Origin of the sequence: Mesorhizobium sp. M2E.F.Ca.ET.209.01.1.1 (assembly GCF_004010375.2) — a bacterium.
Taxonomy (GTDB): Bacteria; Pseudomonadota; Alphaproteobacteria; order Rhizobiales; family Rhizobiaceae; genus Mesorhizobium.
Map to the genome: position 1 here is coordinate 1 of NZ_SADP02001107.1, position 295 is coordinate 295.

Here is a 295-nt window from a genome sequence, read left to right on the forward strand (position 1 = left end):
GTCAACACGCTGCCCGGCTTCACCGACATCTCGATGTCCGCCAAGGCGCTGGCGGCGATCGGCATCGGCTACGCGGAGGTCATGGACGCGCTGATCGAGCACGCGCTGGCGCGGCACGGCGTGCGCTGATCCGATCCGGGCAGGCAGCCAGTCGGAAGGCCGGTGCGCCCATTCGGCACGGTTGCCACGCCGGATAAACTGCGCCTTGAACGACGTGTGTTTCACCTCTGGCTAATGTTGTACGCCGGCTCTATATGCCCGATCATGGAGCCGGCAGGAGGGACATGGAATGGCG

General features: G+C 65.4%; 1 pseudogene. It reads left to right on the forward strand.

Features of this window, described 5'->3' with window-relative positions:
• Positions 1 to 129: pseudogene (locus tag EN852_RS39315) on the forward strand (D-alanine--D-alanine ligase A); the annotation flags it as partial.
• Positions 130 to 295 lie beyond the last annotated feature (166 nt).